We start from the raw sequence: 14503 nt of genomic DNA on the forward strand, positions 1-14503 counted from the left end.
GGGCCTGTCGGTGCGGCGCGCTAGCCTGCCGGACGTGACCACCCAGGACTACTCCGCGCGGCACCTGCAGGTCCTCGAGGGACTGGAGGCGGTGCGCAAACGTCCCGGCATGTATGTCGGGTCGACCGACTCGCGCGGTCTGATGCACTGCCTGTGGGAGATCATCGACAACGCGGTCGACGAGGCCCTCGGTGGTCATGGTGATCGGATCGAGGTCGTCCTGCACCGGGACGGCTCCGTGGAGGTGCGTGACCGCGCCCGGGGCATCCCGGTGGACATCGAGCCCCGCACCGGGCTCTCCGGGGTGGAGGTGGTCTTCACCAAGCTCCACGCGGGAGGCAAGTTCGGCGGCGGGTCGTACGCCGCGTCCGGCGGTCTCCACGGCGTGGGTGCGTCCGTCGTCAACGCGCTGTCCTCCCGGCTGGACGTGGAGGTCGACCGGGCCGGCAAGACCTACGGCATGAGCTTTCGGCGCGGTGAGCCCGGCACGTTCGACGACGCACGGGCCGGGGCGCCCGACCCGGAGGCGCCCTTCAGCCCGTTCGAGCGCAGCAGCGAGCTGGCCGTGGTCGGCAAGGCAAAGCGCGGCGTGACCGGCACCCGGGTCCGCTACTGGGCCGATCCGCAGATCTTCCTGGCGAAGGCCGAGTTCGCCTACGACGAGCTGGCGGCCCGGGCTCGGCAGACCGCCTTCCTCGTCCCCGGGCTCACGATGGTGATCCGCGACGAGCGGCGGCTCCCGGGCACGCCCGGCGCCGACGGTCCGCACGAGGAGTCCTTCGCCTACTCCGGCGGGATCGCGGAGTATGTCGAGTACCTCGCCGCGGACCCCGCGGTCACCGACGTATGGCGGCTGCAGGGAGCCGGCACCTTCACCGAGACCGTGCCGATGCTCGACGAGCTCGGGCACATGGTCTCCCGAGAGACCGAGCGCGAGTGCGAGGTGGACGTGGCGCTGCGGTGGGGCACCGGCTACGACACGACGGTCCGCAGCTTCGTCAACATCATCACCACCCCGAAGGGCGGCACCCATGTCGCCGGGTTCGAGCAGGCGTTGACCAAGGTCTTCCGTAAACAGCTGGAGCTCAACGCGCGCAAGCTCAAGGTCGGCAGCGACAAGGTGGAGAAGGACGACATCCTCGCGGGGCTCACCGCCGTGGTGACGGTCCGTCTGCCCGAGCCGCAGTTCGAGGGCCAGACCAAGGAGGTCCTCGGCACCAGCGCGGTCCGCTCGATCGTGTCGCGGACGGTCGAGCAGGCGCTCACCGAGCGGCTCACGAGCAAGCACCGGGGCGACAAGGCGCAGGCGTCGCTGCTGCTGGAGAAGGTCGTCTCGGAGATGAAGTCGCGCATCTCGGCGCGGCTGCACAAGGAGACCCAACGGCGCAAGAACGCCCTGGAGTCCTCCTCGCTGCCCTCCAAGCTGGCGGACTGCCGCAGCAACGACACCGACCGGTCCGAGCTGTTCATCGTGGAGGGCGACAGCGCGCTCGGCACGGCCAAGCTGGCCCGCAGCAGCGACTACCAGGCGCTGCTGCCGATCCGGGGCAAGATCCTCAACGTCCAGAAGGCCTCGGTCCAGGACATGCTGTCCAACGCCGAGTGCGCCGCGATCATCCAGGTCATCGGCGCCGGCTCCGGCCGCTCCTTCGACGCCGACCTGGTGCGCTACGGCAAGGTCATCATCATGACCGACGCCGATGTCGACGGCGCGCACATCCGGACCCTGCTGCTCACCCTCTTCTTCCGCTACATGCGGCCTCTGGTCGAGGCGGGGCGGGTGTATGCCGCGATGCCACCGCTGCACCGCATCGAGGTCGCCGGGGGCCGCGGCAGGGGGCGGGAGCGCGAGTTCATCTACACCTACACCGAGGCCGAGATGCGGCGCACGGTCGCCTCCCTGGAGAAGAAGGGCCGCACGGTCAAGCAACCCATGCAGCGCTACAAGGGCCTGGGTGAGATGGACGCCGACCAGCTGGCAGAGACGACCATGGACCCGCGTCACCGCACGCTGCGGCGGATCACCCTGGCCGACGCCGCCCGCGCCGACGAGGTCTTCGAGCTGCTCATGGGCTCCTCGGTGGCACCCCGCAAGGACTTCATCGTCGACTCCGCCCACGACCTGGACCGCGACCGGATCGACGCCTGATCGTCCGGTAGACTGAGGGGTCGCCGTCGCGGCAGCGACGGCATCCCTTGGGACAATCCGATCCTGAGGACGATCTCGGGCGCCGCGACGCGCGCCTGGAGGTAGGTCCGGTCACGCCCCACGGCGTCGAGGCGAGCACCCACCTCGACCACCACCCGTGAAGAGGTGAGCCATCCGTGGCCCAGAACCCCCGTGCCGGCGCGTCCGGCAAGAAGAAGCCCCGCCACACCGCAGCCCAGAAGAAGGCTGCCCGCCAGGCACGTGAGAAGGCGGCCCGCGCCCAGCTCAAGGGTGGGCGCGGCGACCGTCGCAACTCCTCGCGGGACACCGGCGCCGGTCGCGACAGCAAGGGTCGCTGGCGGGACCGCGACGAGCGGGACCCGCGCGGCCGCGGCGACCGCGCCGAGCGGCGCGGCGGCAGCGGCGACGGCGAGGGCCGCGGCGGGTACCGGCGCGACGACCGCCCGGAGCGGCGGGGCGATCGCGGCGGCTACCGGCGTGAGGACCGGGACGGTCAGCGACGGGACGACCGCGGCGGCTACCGGCGTGAGGACCGGGACGGTTACCGCGGGGACCGCCGTGGCTACGGTGACCGCGCTGACGACCGCGGCGGCTACCGGCGGGATGACCGCAGCGGACATCGGCGGGACGACCGCGGCGGCTACCGACGCGAGGACCTAAACGGCTACCGCCGGAACGATCGCGGCGAGAGCGACCGCGGCGGCTACCGGCGTGCGGACCGGGACGGCTACCGCGGGGAGCCGCGTGACTACGGCGACCGGCGCGATGGCGCCCGTCGTGACCGCGGTGATCGCCGGGGCTACGAAGAGCACACGTGGCGGGCGCACCGCGAGGAGCGTGAGGGGCGACCCGCCCGCGGCCGGCACGAGGGACGCAGCTGGGACGAGGACCGCCGCCGCGCGCCGCGCGACGACCGGGGCGGGGATCGTCGCCACGCCGCTCGCGACGACCGCCCGCAGCAGCGCGGGCCACGGCCGGAGCAGCGGCGCGACCGCTGGGAGGATCGCAGCGCGGGCCGTGGCGGGCGCGGTTGGGACCACGACCGCCCCACCGACCAGGACGCTTTCGCCGAGGCGGAGGCCGAGCGGGACGCGGCGGATGCGGCATACCAGGATCGGCGCAGCGCGGTCGCTGCCGAGGACGCCTCGGCCCTGGTCGCAGAGGACAACGGCTTCGCCCAGATGGGACTGCGCGAGGAGCTGGTGAGCGCGCTGGCCCGGGTGGGCATCACGACACCGTTCCCCATCCAGGCCGCGACGATCCCCGATGCCATGGACGGTCGCGACCTGCTCGGCCGGGGCCAGACCGGGTCGGGCAAGACGATGGCCTTCGGGCTGCCGCTGCTGGACCGGCTGGCCGGTCGCCCCCGCGCCGTGCCGCACCGGCCCCGCGCGGTGATCCTCACCCCGACCCGCGAGCTGGCAATGCAGATCGTCGACGCGCTCGCGCCGCTGCTGCGTGCCGTGGACCGGCGGTTCGTGCTCGTCGCGGGGGGCATGTCCTACACCCCCCAGCTCAAGGCGCTCGAGAAGGGCGTCGACGTGCTCGTGGCCACCCCCGGCCGGCTCATCGACCTCATCGACCGCTCGGCGGCCGACCTGTCGGAGGTCGAGGTCATGGTGCTCGACGAGGCCGACCACATGGCGGAGATGGGTTTCGTCGAGGCGATCCGGCAGATCCTGGACCTCACGCCTCCCGATGGGCAGCGGCTGCTCTTCTCGGCGACGCTGGACCACGGCGTGGACCAGGTGGCGCAGACGTACCTGTCCGACCCGGTGACGCACTCGACCGACGACGCCACGGCCAGCGTCACCACGATGGACCACCACGTCTTCCTCGTGCATCCGCACCACAAGAAGCCGATCACGGCCGCGATCGCGAACCGTCCCGGCCGCACGGTGGTCTTCTGCCGCACCAAGCTCGGCGCCGACCGGGTCGCGACCCAGCTGCGCGAGAGCGGTGTCTTCGCTGCGGCGCTGCACGGTGGTCTCAACCAGGCGCAGCGCACCCGCGTGCTGGACGCCTTCAAGTCCGGGACCCTGCCGGTGCTCGTGGCGACCGACGTCGCGGCCCGCGGCATCCACGTCGACGACGTGTCGCTGGTGCTCCAGGTCGACCCGCCCGCCGACCACAAGGACTACCTGCACCGCTCCGGGCGCACCGCCCGCGCCGGTGAGGACGGCGTCGTCGTGACGCTGGCGCTGCCGCACCAGAAGAAGCAGGTCCGCCGCCTCCTCGACGCCGCAGGCGTCGAGGCCGACCCGCGCGCGGTCGCGCCGGAGGACCACGCGGTCATCGAGACCGCCGGGGGCTCCGTCCCGGAGGAGGGTCCGATCCCGCAGAGCCGGCTCGACGAGATCATGCGACCCAAGCGGCCCGCGGGTCGGCGCGGAGGCCCGGGCCGCGGCCCGGGCGGTCGACGGGGTGGCCCGCAGGCCGGGCGGGGCCACGGCGGCCAGGGTCGAGGCCCTCGCCAGGGCGGCGCCGGCCGCTCCTCGCGCGGCCGGTCCGACGGCGGGCGACAGGACTGGCGACCCCGCGGCTGACGCACGGCCTACGATCGACCTCATGGACCACGACGTCGTGGTGGTCGGTGGCGGCCACAACGGGCTGACCGCCGCTGCCTATCTCGCCCGTGCGGGCCGCTCGGTGCTGCTGCTCGAGCGGTCGCCGCAGGTGGGCGGCGCGACCGTGTCGGCGGAGGCCTTCCCCGGGATGGGGGCGCGGCTGTCCCGCTACTCCTACCTGGTGAGCCTGCTGCCGCAGCAGGTCGTCGACGATCTCGGTCTTCGGCTGCGGCTGGCGCGGCGCCGCTACTCCTCTTACACGCCGGTGCCGGGTGGGGACGCCGGCCTGCTCATCGACCATGGCGACGCCGAGGCCACCGCGCGCTCGTTCGCCGCGATCGGCGCCCTGGCCGACGCGCCGCGGTGGGATCAGTTCTACGACCGCGTCGGTCAGCTCGCCCGGTCCATCTGGCCGACCATGACCGAGCCGCTGATGCACCGGCGGGCGATGGCGCACCGGGTCGGCGACCCGGGGCTCGTCCGCGACTTCCTCGAGCGGCCGTTGGGCGAGGTCATCGAGGCCAGCATCGCGGACGACCTGGTGCGCGGCGTCGTGCTCACCGACGGCCTCATCAGCACCTTCGCGGAGGCCCACTCCGCGCACCTGCGGCACAACATCTGCTTCCTCTACCACGTCGTCGGCGGCGGCACCGGTGACTGGGACGTCCCGATCGGGGGCATGGGGCAGGTGTCCGGGCAGCTCGCGGATGTAGCCCGGGGCGCCGGGGCGCGCCTGCAGACGGATGCCACGGCGACGCGGGTCGACGACGGTGGCGTGACCTGGATCGACAGCGAGGGCTCCCAGCACCGCAGCGGCGCCGGGACGGTGCTCTGGGCCGCGGCGCCGGCGGTGCTCGACGAGGTCACGGGTGGGGCGTCCCTCGACCGGGAGCGGGTCGAGGGTGCGCAGGTCAAGGTCAACCTCCTGCTCTCCCGGCTCCCGCGGCTGCGCGACGCCTCGGTCGCTCCCGAGGCGGCGTTCGGCGGCACCTTCCACATCAACGAGACCTACGCCCAGCTGCAGCGGGCGCACGACGGCGCGCTGGAGGGGCAGGTCCCGGACCCGATGCCCGCGGAGATCTACTGCCACTCACTGACCGACCCGAGCATCCTCGCCCCGGACCTGCGGGCCAGCGGTGCGCACACTCTCACCGTCTTCACCCTCCAGACCCCGGACCGCCTGCTGGACGACGACCGCCGGAGCGCGCCGACCCGCGAGCAACTCGAGCGGTCGGTCCTCGATTCGCTCTCCTCGGTGCTGGCCGAGCCGATCGACGACGTGATCCTGCGCGACCGCGATGGCCGTCCCTGCGTCGAGACGAAGACCACCCGCGACCTGCAGGAGTCACTGGCCATGCCTGGGGGCAACATCTTCCACGCCCCGCTGGAGTGGCCTTGGGCCGACGACGACACCCCGCTGGAGACGCCGGCGCAGCGCTGGGGCGTGGACACGGCATACCCCGGTGTGCTGCTCGCGGGCGCCGGATCCCGGCGTGGCGGTGGCGTGAGCGGGCTCGGCGGCTACCACGCCGCCCGCGCCCTGCTCGAGCAGGACTGACACCCACCCCTGACCGGCAGCCTCGCCTGTCCGCTCCAAGAGCCTGCTCTGCTCACTCCGAGAGCCTGCTCTGTTCACACCGAGAGCCTCGTCTGCTCAGTCCGGAAGCCACGGACGCTGGAGCCCACGTCGACTCGCCGCGTCCGACCAGGTATGACGTCGGCTCAGTGTCCGAGGCGGGCGACGGCATACCTCGATGTGGCCGTCGTCGTGCGGGTGGCTGGGTGCGCGCCCACCGACGTGAGCCGATCGACCGCAACACCCATGGCGGGATGGAGCGGCTCGACCCGGCCACCGTCATCTTCGCCGACGACCGCGGACTCGCGAGGATGTCCGCCGGTCCGGGGCGGGCCTGGGCCTGGCCGACGGGTGCGACTGAGGCACTCAGACGGAGCAGGCGAGGCTGCCGGAGTGGGCAGGCGAGGCTGCCGGACTGAGCAGGCGGGGCTGCCGGTCACGGAAGGAGGGCGCTAGGAGTCGAGGGTTTCGGCGTCGCGCGCGTCGGGGTCGGGCAGGGCGGCGTCGTCGACCTCCGGGCGGCTGCGCAGGAAGAGCACGCTGGCCACGAGGCCACCCCACACGACCAGCATCGCGACGATCATCATGAGCACGGCGGACGTGGTCATCGTGCCTCCTCCTCGAACTCGGGCCAGGCGTGGAAGTCGGCATCGTCCCGGCCCCGCCACGGGATCGCCGTAAGGACCACGGCGCCGACGACGATGACAGCGATGGTGCCCCATCCGAAGGCGGTGAGATACCACGTCGGGTAGCCCTCGTAGCCCTCCCGCAGGAGCGTCCGGATCCGTTCGTAGAGCATGTAGCTCAGGAGCAGCGGCACGAGGACGCCGATGAGGGCATACCAGTAGCGACCCACGCGGAAGGTCGACACCGCGTTGAGGTGCGCCCGCAGCACCGGCGCCTTCCGGAAGACCCAGACGACGAGGATCGTCATGACAATCGCCGACACGACGATCCCGACGTTGTTGGCCCACTGGTCGACGGTGTCCAGGGCGATGAGACCGGAGGTGGTCGAGAAGAGCGCGATCGAGATCACCGCGCAGACCAGGCACACGGCGAGCGACGAGGCCTTCTGCCCCAGCCCGAACTTCTCCTGCACCGAGGCCGCCACGCCCAGCAGGATCGAGACGATCGAGGTGAATCCGGCCAGCACGAGCGCGCCGAAGAAGACGGCGCCGAAGACGTTGCCGCCCGGCATCTCGCTGATCACCGCGGGGAAGGTGACGAAGGACAGGATCGGTCCGGAGAGGCCCTCGAGCTCCCCGATGGTCGTCGACTGCTGGTGCGCGAAGAAGCCGAGCGTGGCGAAGACGCCGATCCCGGCGAGGATCTCGAAGCTGGAGTTGGCGAAGGCGACGACCAGGCCCGAGCTCGTCATGTTGGCCTTGCGCCGCTGGTAGGAGGCGTAGGTCACCATGATGCCGAAGGCGATGGAGAGGCTGAAGAAGATCTGGCTGTAGGCCGCGATCCACACCCCTGGATCACCCAGCGCAGCCCAGTCCGGGGTGAACAGGGCGTTGAGCCCGTCCGTCGCGCCCGGGAGCGTGAGCGCCCGCACGACCAGGCCCAGGAAGGCCAGCACGAGGAGCGGGATGAACAGGACGTTGACCCGTTGCACGCCCTTCGTGACGCCGAGCGCGATGATCGCCATGACGACTACCCACACGAGCACGAGCGGGATCGCGACCCCGGACACGATCGTCGTCGAGACCTCGGGATCGCCGACCTGGAGGTACTCACCCACGAAGAACCCGGCGGTGTCCTCGCCCCAGCGCAGGTCGAAGGCGAAGACGAAGTAGCTCAGGGACCAGGCGATGACCGCCGCGTAGTAGACCGCGATGACGAAACTCAGCACGATCTGGAACCACCCCAGCGCCTCGGCGGGGCGCGCCATGCGGCGGTAGGCCAGCGGCGCCGCGGCGCGGTAGCGGTGCCCGATGGCGTAGTCGAGGAAGAGGATCGGGATGCCGGCGGTGAGCAGCGCCACGAGGTAGGGGATGAGGAAGGCCCCGCCGCCGCTCTCGTAGGCGACGCCCGGGAAGCGCCAGATGTTGCCGAGGCCGACCGCGGACCCGACCGCGGCCAGGATGAAGCCGGTGGAGCTGGTCCAGGTCTCCCGCGGTGCGGTCGCCGCGCTGCGTCCGGTCATGTGATGGGTCCCCTCGTGTCGGACTGGTGGGTGAGTGCGGATCAGCCGGCGGTGCCGGCGAGGTGGTCGATCGCGTAGCCGTATCCCGCGACGCCCAGCCCGGCGATGACGCCGATCGCGACGGGGGACACGTAGGAGGTGTGGCGGTAGTGCTCGCGCGCGTGCGGGTTGGAGATGTGCACCTCGACGACGCGCACGGAGGTCGCCGTGATCGCGTCGAGCAGCGCCAGCGAGGTATGCGTGTAGGCGGCCGCGTTGAGCACGACACCGATGACGTCCTGGTCGGCGCCGGCCTCCTGGAGGGCGTCGACCAGATCCCCCTCGTGGTTGCTCTGCCGGCAGCTGACCTCGAGCCCGTGGGCCGCGGCCCGCTCGGCGCACATCGACTCCACGTCGGCGAGGGTCGTGGTGCCGTAGATCTCCGGCTCGCGAGTGCCCAGCAGGTTGAGGTTGGGCCCGTTGAGGACCATGATGCGGCGCGCCATGGGGCTAGATTCTCACATCGGAACGCTCCGGTATGCCGTGTGGCTACGCTCCCGGCATGGGTCCTGATCTCCGCCTGCCCGTGCTGGGGGTGGACGCCTGCCGGGCAGGCTGGGTGGGTGCCCTGCTCGCGGCCTCGGGCCACGGGACGCCGCACCTGGTGGTGGGGCCGACCGTGGCCGATCTGCTGCGCCATGTGGGAGAGCTGGCAGTGGTCGCCATCGACATCCCCATCGGGCTGCCCGACGACTCGCGCCGCGAGGCGGATGTGCAGACCCGCCGCTTCGTCGGCGGCGCCAAGGCCTCCTCGGTCTTCACCACGCCGGTCCGGGCGGCGGTCTACGCCCCGACCTACGCCGAGGCCAACGCGGTGAGCCGCGAGCGGGTCGGGATCGGCCTGTCCCGACAGGCGTTCGCGCTGCGGCGCAGCATCCAGGAGGTGGACGGGTGGTGGCGTACGGGCCCGCCCGCCCACGTCGTCGAGGTGCACCCTGAGGCCAGCTTCGCGATGATCACGGGCGCCGCCCTGACCTCCCGCAAGCGCACCGCGGCCGGTGCCGCCGAGCGGCGGGCCGCGCTCGCCTCGGTCGGGATCGGGGTGCCCGGTGTCGTCCCCCGGGGTGCGGCCGCCGACGACGTCCTCGACGCCTGCGCCGCGGCCTGGACCGCGCACCGCGTCGCGCAGGGGCGCGCCCGCACCTTCCCGGACGAGCCCGAGGTGTTCAGCGACGGCATACCCGCCGCGGTCCATGTATGACGTCCCCGCGGCGGCGCGGTGAGGTGAGGGTCGAACGCGGGTCACGGGCAGATCTCAATTCGGTCACGATCCCTTGACACCCCCGGGCCTGACCTGCAGTCTGTGTGAGAGCGCTCTCACCGATCGTCGGGAAGGGCGACCCACCACCAAGGGAGTTGGCATGCACAGCACGCGACGCAGGATGCTCCTCGCCACCACGGCCGCCGCCACCCTGGCGCTCGGCGCGTGCGGCGGAGGCAGTGACGACGGCGACGACACCGCCAGCAGCGCGGGCGGAGGTGAGGGTGGTGACATCACCCTCTCGGTCGCGACGTTCAACGAGTTCGGCTACGAGGACCTCCTCACCGAGTACGAGGAGCTCAACCCGGGCATCACGGTCCAGCACGTCAAGGCGGACACCGCCGACAACGCGCGCGCCGCGCTCCGCAACAGCCTGGGCGCGGACTCGGGTGCGGCCGATGTCGAGGCGATCGAGGTCGACTGGGTCACCGAGTTCAAGCAGTACCCCGACAAGTTCACCGACCTCAGCTCCTCCGAGGTGGAGGGACGCTGGCTCGACTGGAAGACCGAGGCGGTCACCCTCGAGGACGGCATGCTCCTCGGCTACGGCACCGACATCGGCCCGGAGGCGGTCTGCTACCGCGCCGACCTCTTCGAGCAGGCCGGCCTGCCGAGCGACCGTGAGGAGGTGGCGGCGCTGCTCGAGGGCGACTGGAAGAACTACTTCGAGGTCGGACGTGACTTCGTCGCCGAGACCGACATCGCGTGGTACGACTCGGCCGGCGCGCTGTGGCAGGGCATGATCAACCAGATCGAGCAGCCCTACGAGACGCCCGAGGGCGAGATCATCGCCGTCGACAACCCCGAGGTCCGCGAGCTCTACGACCAGGTGCTCGCCGCCTCGGTCGACGACGGGCTGTCCGCCGGACTCGGGCAGTGGAGCGCGGACTGGCAGTCCGCCTTCCAGGGCGATGAGTTCGCCACCATGCTCTGCCCCGCCTGGATGCTGGGCGTCATCGAGGGCAACGCCGCCGACGTGGAGGGCTGGGACGTCGCGAACGTCTTCCCCGGTGGTGGCGGCAACTGGGGCGGCTCCTACCTCACGGTCCCCGCGCAGGGCGACCACATCGAGGAGGCCACGGCGCTCGCTGCCTGGCTGACCGCTCCCGAGCAGCAGATCAAGGCCTTCGAGTCCAAGGGCACCTTCCCGAGCCAGACCGAAGCGCTGGACTCGGACACGCTCGCGGAGAGCAGCAACGCCTTCTTCAACGAGGCTCCGACCGGTGAGATCTTCGCCGACCGGGCCGAGGCGGTGACGGTCACACCGTTCAAGGGCCCGAAGTACTTCGAGATCAACACCGCCATGCAGGACGCCATCAGCCGCGTCGACGTGGACAAGACGGACGACCCCGACAGCAGCTGGGACAAGTTCGCCGCGGCCGTGGGCGACCTGCGCTGAGCATGACCGTCTCCACCTCCGCGCAGGCCCCGGCGCCGGCACCCGAGGGTGCCGGCCGCCGGGGCCGGGGAGGGTCCGGCCCCGGGCGTCTCGGGCGCCTGGACCACACCGTCTCGCCCTACGTCTACATCGCGCCCTTCTTCATCCTCTTCTTCGTCACGGGGCTCTTCCCGCTCGTCTACACCGGCTGGGTCGCTCTCCACGACTGGGACCAGATCATGGGGCAGGGCGCGTTCGTGGGCGGGCAGAACTTCGTCGACGTGCTCGCGGGAGACGACTTCTGGAAGGCGCTGGTCAACACGGTCAGCATCTTCCTGCTCTCCTCCGTGCCCCAGGTGCTGGCGGCACTGGCCGTCGCCGGCCTCCTCGACCACCGGCTGCGCGCCGCGACCTTCTGGCGGATGGGCGTGCTGCTGCCGTACGTCGTGGCGCCGGTCGCCGTCGCCCTCATCTTCTCCAACCTCTTCGCCGACCGCTTCGGGCTCATCAACACCCTGCTCGAGACCGTCGGGGTCGAGCCGGTGCGCTGGCACTCCGACCGGCTGGCCAGCCACATCGCGATCGCCACCATGGTCAACTTCCGCTGGACCGGCTACAACGCGCTCATCCTCCTGGCCGCCATGCAGGCCATCCCGCGCGATCTCTACGAGGCGGCGGCCATCGACGGCGCGAGCGGGCTGCGCCGATTCGTCTCCATCACCATCCCGATGCTGCGGCCCACGATGATCTTCGTCATCATCACCTCGACGATCGGCGGGCTGCAGATCTTCGACGAACCCAAGATGTACGACCAGTTCGGGCGCGGAGGCTCGGACGGGCAGTGGCAGACGCTCACCCTCTACCTCTACGAGCTGGGGTGGACCCGTGCCGACTTCGGCCGGGCCAGCGCGGTGGCGGTCCTGCTGTTCCTGCTCATCGTGGCGATCGGCCTGATCAACTTCGCCTTCAGCCGGCGCATCGCGAGCGAGGAGAGCCGATGAGCACCACGCCCGTGCCGGTCCCCGTCGACGGGGACGGCGACGTCGATGCCGTCGGGCAGTCGCGCCGCACCCGACGGCGCAACGGCGCGCGACGCCGCGCCGAGCGGCCCAGCTGGATCGTCTACGGCCTGCTGGCGGCGGTCGTCGCCGGGAGCATGTTCCCGCTGTGGTGGTCCTACCTCGTCGCCAGCCACGACTCGACCGTGCTGTCGCGCACCTCGTTCCCGCTCCTGCCCGGCGGCAACTTCCTCGAGAACGCCGCGACCGTCTTCGACACCGTGGAGTTCTGGAAGGCCACGGTCAACTCGATCATCGTCTCGACGACGGTGTCCGCGTCCGTGGTCTTCTTCTCGACCCTCGCGGGGTATGCCTTCGCCAAGCTGCGCTTCCGCGGCTCCGGTCCGCTGCTCGTCTTCGTCATCGCCACCATGGCGGTGCCGACACAGCTCGGCGTCGTGCCGCTCTACCAGGTCATGGCCGAGCTCGGCTGGACCGGCGAGCTCAGCGCTGTGATCGTGCCGGGTCTGGTGACCGCCTTCGGGGTCTTCTGGATGACGCAGTACCTGCGGCAGGCGGTCCCGACCGAGCTCATCGAGGCGGCCCGGGTCGACGGGGCGAGCATGTTCCGGACCTTCTGGCACGTCGGCGTCCCCGCGGCCCGACCCGCCGCCGCGATGCTCGGGCTCTTCACGTTCGTCGCCACGTGGACCAACTTCTTCTGGCCCTTCATCGTGCTGGGCCCGGCCAACCCGACCCTGCCCGTCGCCCTGCAGCAGCTGCAGGCGGCCCACTTCGTGGACTACTCGTTGGTCCTGGCCGGTGCCGTGCTCGCCACGATCCCGCTCATCATCCTGTTCGTCGTCGCCGGTCGCCAGCTCGTGTCCGGCATCATGCAAGGAGCCGTCAAACAATGACCACGCCCATCACCTTCCCCCACGGCTTCCTCTTCGGATCCGCGACCGCCGCCTACCAGATCGAAGGCGCGGTGTACGAAGACGGCCGGGCCGACTGCATCTGGGGGCCCTTCTCGGCGACCCCGGGAAAGGTGGTCGAAGGGCACACGGGCGCCGTCGCGTGCGACCATTACCACCGGATGCCCGACGACGTCGCACTGATGCGTTCGCTGGACCTGGACGCCTACCGCTTCTCGGTCTCGTGGGCGCGCGTCTGCCCCGACGGACGCAGCGTCAACGAGCAGGGGCTGGACTTCTACTCCCGGCTCGTCGACCAGCTGCTGGAGGCGGACATCCTGCCCTGGGTGACGCTCTACCACTGGGACATGCCGCAGGCGCTCGAGGAGAGGGGAGGATGGCCGGACCGCGGCGTCGTGGACCGCTTCGTGGACTACGCGCTCGCCGTGCACGAGCGCCTCGGCGACCGGGTGCGTCACCTGACCACCCTCAACGAGCCCTGGTGCTCCGCCTTCCTCGGGTATGCCGCCGGGATCCACGCCCCTGGCCGCACCGAACCGCAGGACGGGCTGCGCGCCGCCCACCACCTGCTGCTCTCGCACGGGGCGGCGGTCCGTGCCCTGCGCGAGCGGGATCCTGAGCTGGAGCTGGGCCTGACCCTCAACTTCACCGACGTGCAGCCCCAGGACCCGGAGTCCGCGGCCGACCGGGACGCCGCACGACGCCTGGACGGGATGTCCAACCGGTTCTTCATCGAGCCCCTCGTTCACGGCGCCTACCCGGCCGACGTCCTGGAGGACCTGGCGGAGCTGTGGCCCGACGACCTCGTGCAGGAGGGTGACCTGGAGACCATCGCGACGCCGATCGACGTGCTCGGGGTCAACTTCTACACCGGATCCATGGTCACCGGGGCGGCCCCGGAGGCGGCCGCGGCGGCGGCGCGGCAGGCGCGGGCGCACGACGGCCCCTCGCCCAACGTCGGGTCCGAGCACGTCGCCGTGGTGCGACGCGGCATACCGGTGACCGACATGGGGTGGGAGATCCAGCCGGACGCGCTGCGCGCCCTGCTGGTGCGGCTGCAGCGCGACTACACCGGACCGGCCGGGATCCGGCTCTACGTCACCGAGAACGGCGCGGCGATGCCGGACCAGCCCGACGGGGAGGGGTTCGTCGACGACCAGGACCGCATCGCCTACCTCGACGGGCATCTGCGGGCGGTGCACGAGGCCATCGAGGAGGGCGCCGACATCCGGGGCTACTTCGTGTGGTCGCTGCTGGACAACTACGAGTGGGCCTACGGCTACACCAAGCGCTTCGGCATCGTCCGGGTCGACTACGACACGCAGCAGCGGACGCCCAAGGCCAGCGCGCGCTGGTTCGCCGACGTGGCAGGATCTGGGGCGATCGCCTAGAGAGGGACACATGCCTGCACCGGCATCGCCGCGAGGACG

General features: G+C 71.4%; 11 protein-coding genes. 8 read left to right on the plus strand and 3 right to left on the minus strand.

Annotated features, from left to right (window positions below):
• Positions 1-34: 34 nt before the first annotated feature.
• From AC5PYY_RS10500 to AC5PYY_RS10510, 3 genes are all read left to right on the plus strand, one after another.
• The gene (locus AC5PYY_RS10500) at positions 35-2149 is read left to right on the plus strand and encodes a DNA gyrase/topoisomerase IV subunit B (RefSeq protein WP_493896759.1); all 2115 of its coding nucleotides are present in this window, start codon (positions 35-37) and stop codon (positions 2147-2149) included.
• A 176-nt stretch (positions 2150-2325) separates the two neighbouring features.
• The gene (locus tag AC5PYY_RS10505) at positions 2326-4716 is read left to right on the plus strand and encodes a DEAD/DEAH box helicase (RefSeq protein ID WP_493896760.1); all 2391 of its coding nucleotides are present in this window, start codon (positions 2326-2328) and stop codon (positions 4714-4716) included.
• Positions 4717-4738: 22 nt separating this feature from the next.
• Complete coding sequence (locus tag AC5PYY_RS10510; RefSeq protein WP_493896761.1) at positions 4739-6295, plus strand: phytoene desaturase family protein; 1557 nt, start codon at positions 4739-4741, stop codon at positions 6293-6295.
• Between the two features lie 470 nt (positions 6296-6765).
• Here AC5PYY_RS10510 and AC5PYY_RS10515 read toward each other — a convergent pair whose 3' ends face one another.
• Genes AC5PYY_RS10515 through aroQ form a run of 3 tightly spaced genes read right to left on the minus strand, consistent with a single transcriptional unit; the run spans position 6766 to position 8947 of the window.
• Positions 6766-6921 carry a methionine/alanine import family NSS transporter small subunit gene (locus tag AC5PYY_RS10515; protein ID WP_493896762.1) on the minus strand — a complete coding sequence of 52 codons (156 nt, stop codon included), beginning with the start codon at positions 6919-6921 and terminating at the stop codon, positions 6766-6768.
• Entirely contained in the window at positions 6918-8462 is a 1545-nt protein-coding gene (locus tag AC5PYY_RS10520) for a sodium-dependent transporter (protein WP_493896763.1), read from the minus strand. The genes AC5PYY_RS10515 and AC5PYY_RS10520 overlap by 4 nt, the downstream gene beginning before the upstream one ends.
• Before the next feature lie 41 nt (positions 8463-8503).
• Complete coding sequence (gene aroQ / locus AC5PYY_RS10525; RefSeq protein WP_493896764.1) at positions 8504-8947, minus strand: type II 3-dehydroquinate dehydratase; 444 nt, start codon at positions 8945-8947, stop codon at positions 8504-8506.
• Positions 8948-9003: 56 nt separating this feature from the next.
• On the opposite strand from aroQ, the gene AC5PYY_RS10530 reads away from it, so the two are divergent.
• The 5 genes from AC5PYY_RS10530 (at position 9004) to AC5PYY_RS10550 (ending at position 14464) form a co-directional block, all read left to right on the plus strand.
• Positions 9004-9702 (plus strand): DUF429 domain-containing protein, encoded by a 699-nt coding sequence (locus AC5PYY_RS10530; protein WP_493896765.1) that lies wholly within the window; start codon positions 9004-9006, stop codon positions 9700-9702.
• 160 nt (positions 9703-9862) lie between these two features.
• Complete coding sequence (locus AC5PYY_RS10535; RefSeq protein ID WP_493896766.1) at positions 9863-11161, plus strand: extracellular solute-binding protein; 1299 nt, start codon at positions 9863-9865, stop codon at positions 11159-11161.
• Positions 11162-11163: 2 nt separating this feature from the next.
• Entirely contained in the window at positions 11164-12141 is a 978-nt protein-coding gene (locus AC5PYY_RS10540) for a carbohydrate ABC transporter permease (protein ID WP_493896767.1), read from the plus strand.
• Positions 12138-13055, plus strand: coding sequence for a carbohydrate ABC transporter permease (locus tag AC5PYY_RS10545; RefSeq protein ID WP_493896768.1), 918 nt, complete (start codon positions 12138-12140; stop codon positions 13053-13055). Before AC5PYY_RS10540 ends, AC5PYY_RS10545 begins: the two co-directional genes overlap by 4 nt.
• Positions 13052-14464 carry a GH1 family beta-glucosidase gene (locus AC5PYY_RS10550; protein ID WP_493896769.1) on the plus strand — a complete coding sequence of 471 codons (1413 nt, stop codon included), beginning with the start codon at positions 13052-13054 and terminating at the stop codon, positions 14462-14464. The genes AC5PYY_RS10545 and AC5PYY_RS10550 overlap by 4 nt, the downstream gene beginning before the upstream one ends.
• The last annotated feature ends 39 nt before the right edge of the window (positions 14465-14503 follow it).

This window comes from Serinicoccus sp. JS2-9 (assembly GCF_059025165.1).

What these genes read in the sequence shown, in the direction of transcription:
- AC5PYY_RS10540 (WP_493896767.1), top strand. Translation starts at nt 11,164, where the DNA reads ATGACCGTCTCCACCTCCGCGCAGGCCCCGGCGCCGGCACCCGAGGGT.
- AC5PYY_RS10535 (WP_493896766.1), top strand. Translation starts at nt 9,863, where the DNA reads ATGCACAGCACGCGACGCAGGATGCTCCTCGCCACCACGGCCGCCGCC.
- AC5PYY_RS10550 (WP_493896769.1), top strand. Translation starts at nt 13,052, where the DNA reads ATGACCACGCCCATCACCTTCCCCCACGGCTTCCTCTTCGGATCCGCG.
- AC5PYY_RS10515 (WP_493896762.1), bottom strand. Translation starts at nt 6,921, where the DNA reads ATGACCACGTCCGCCGTGCTCATGATGATCGTCGCGATGCTGGTCGTG.
- AC5PYY_RS10530 (WP_493896765.1), top strand. Translation starts at nt 9,004, where the DNA reads ATGGGTCCTGATCTCCGCCTGCCCGTGCTGGGGGTGGACGCCTGCCGG.
- AC5PYY_RS10545 (WP_493896768.1), top strand. Translation starts at nt 12,138, where the DNA reads ATGAGCACCACGCCCGTGCCGGTCCCCGTCGACGGGGACGGCGACGTC.
- aroQ (WP_493896764.1), bottom strand. Translation starts at nt 8,947, where the DNA reads ATGGCGCGCCGCATCATGGTCCTCAACGGGCCCAACCTCAACCTGCTG.
- AC5PYY_RS10520 (WP_493896763.1), bottom strand. Translation starts at nt 8,462, where the DNA reads ATGACCGGACGCAGCGCGGCGACCGCACCGCGGGAGACCTGGACCAGC.
- AC5PYY_RS10510 (WP_493896761.1), top strand. Translation starts at nt 4,739, where the DNA reads ATGGACCACGACGTCGTGGTGGTCGGTGGCGGCCACAACGGGCTGACC.